Annotated in this window: 3 tRNA genes and 1 rRNA gene; all 4 read right to left on the bottom strand. The window is 51.7% G+C overall.

The window, feature by feature from the left end:
• Nucleotides 1–68: 68 nt before the first annotated feature.
• Nucleotides 69–144, bottom strand: a tRNA-Lys gene (locus M3205_RS25215).
• Nucleotides 145–167: 23 nt separating this feature from the next.
• Nucleotides 168–243, bottom strand: a tRNA-Thr gene (locus M3205_RS25220).
• Nucleotides 244–251: 8 nt separating this feature from the next.
• Nucleotides 252–327: transfer RNA gene (locus M3205_RS25225), tRNA-Val, on the bottom strand.
• 9 nt (nt 328–336) lie between these two features.
• Nucleotides 337–453, bottom strand: a 5S ribosomal RNA gene (rrf, locus tag M3205_RS25230).
• Nucleotides 454–462: the final 9 nt, after the last annotated feature.

Raw genomic sequence — 462 nt, forward strand, 5'->3', positions numbered from 1 at the left:
TTGCGGCGCCAGATCCTAAGTCTGGTGCGTCTGCCAATTCCGCCACACCCGCAATATGAAATTAAAAATGGTGAGCCATGAAGGACTCGAACCTTCGACCCTCTGATTAAAAGTCAGATGCTCTACCAACTGAGCTAATGGCTCATATTCCATTAAAGGAATTGAAGTGGTGCCGGCAAGAGGACTTGAACCCCCAACCTACTGATTACAAGTCAGTTGCTCTACCAATTGAGCTACACCGGCATGTTATATGGTGGAGGATGACGGGATCGAACCGCCGACCCTCTGCTTGTAAGGCAGATGCTCTCCCAGCTGAGCTAATCCTCCATTATATACGCCCGGCAGCGTCCTACTCTCACAGGGGGACAGCCCCCAACTACCATCGGCGCTGAGAAGCTTAACTTCCGTGTTCGGTATGGGAACGGGTGTGACCTTCTCGCTATCGCCACCGGACTATTTGGT

Origin of the sequence: Cytobacillus firmus, assembly GCF_023715565.1 — a bacterium.
GTDB lineage: Bacteria > Bacillota > Bacilli > Bacillales > Cytobacillaceae > Cytobacillus > Cytobacillus firmus_C.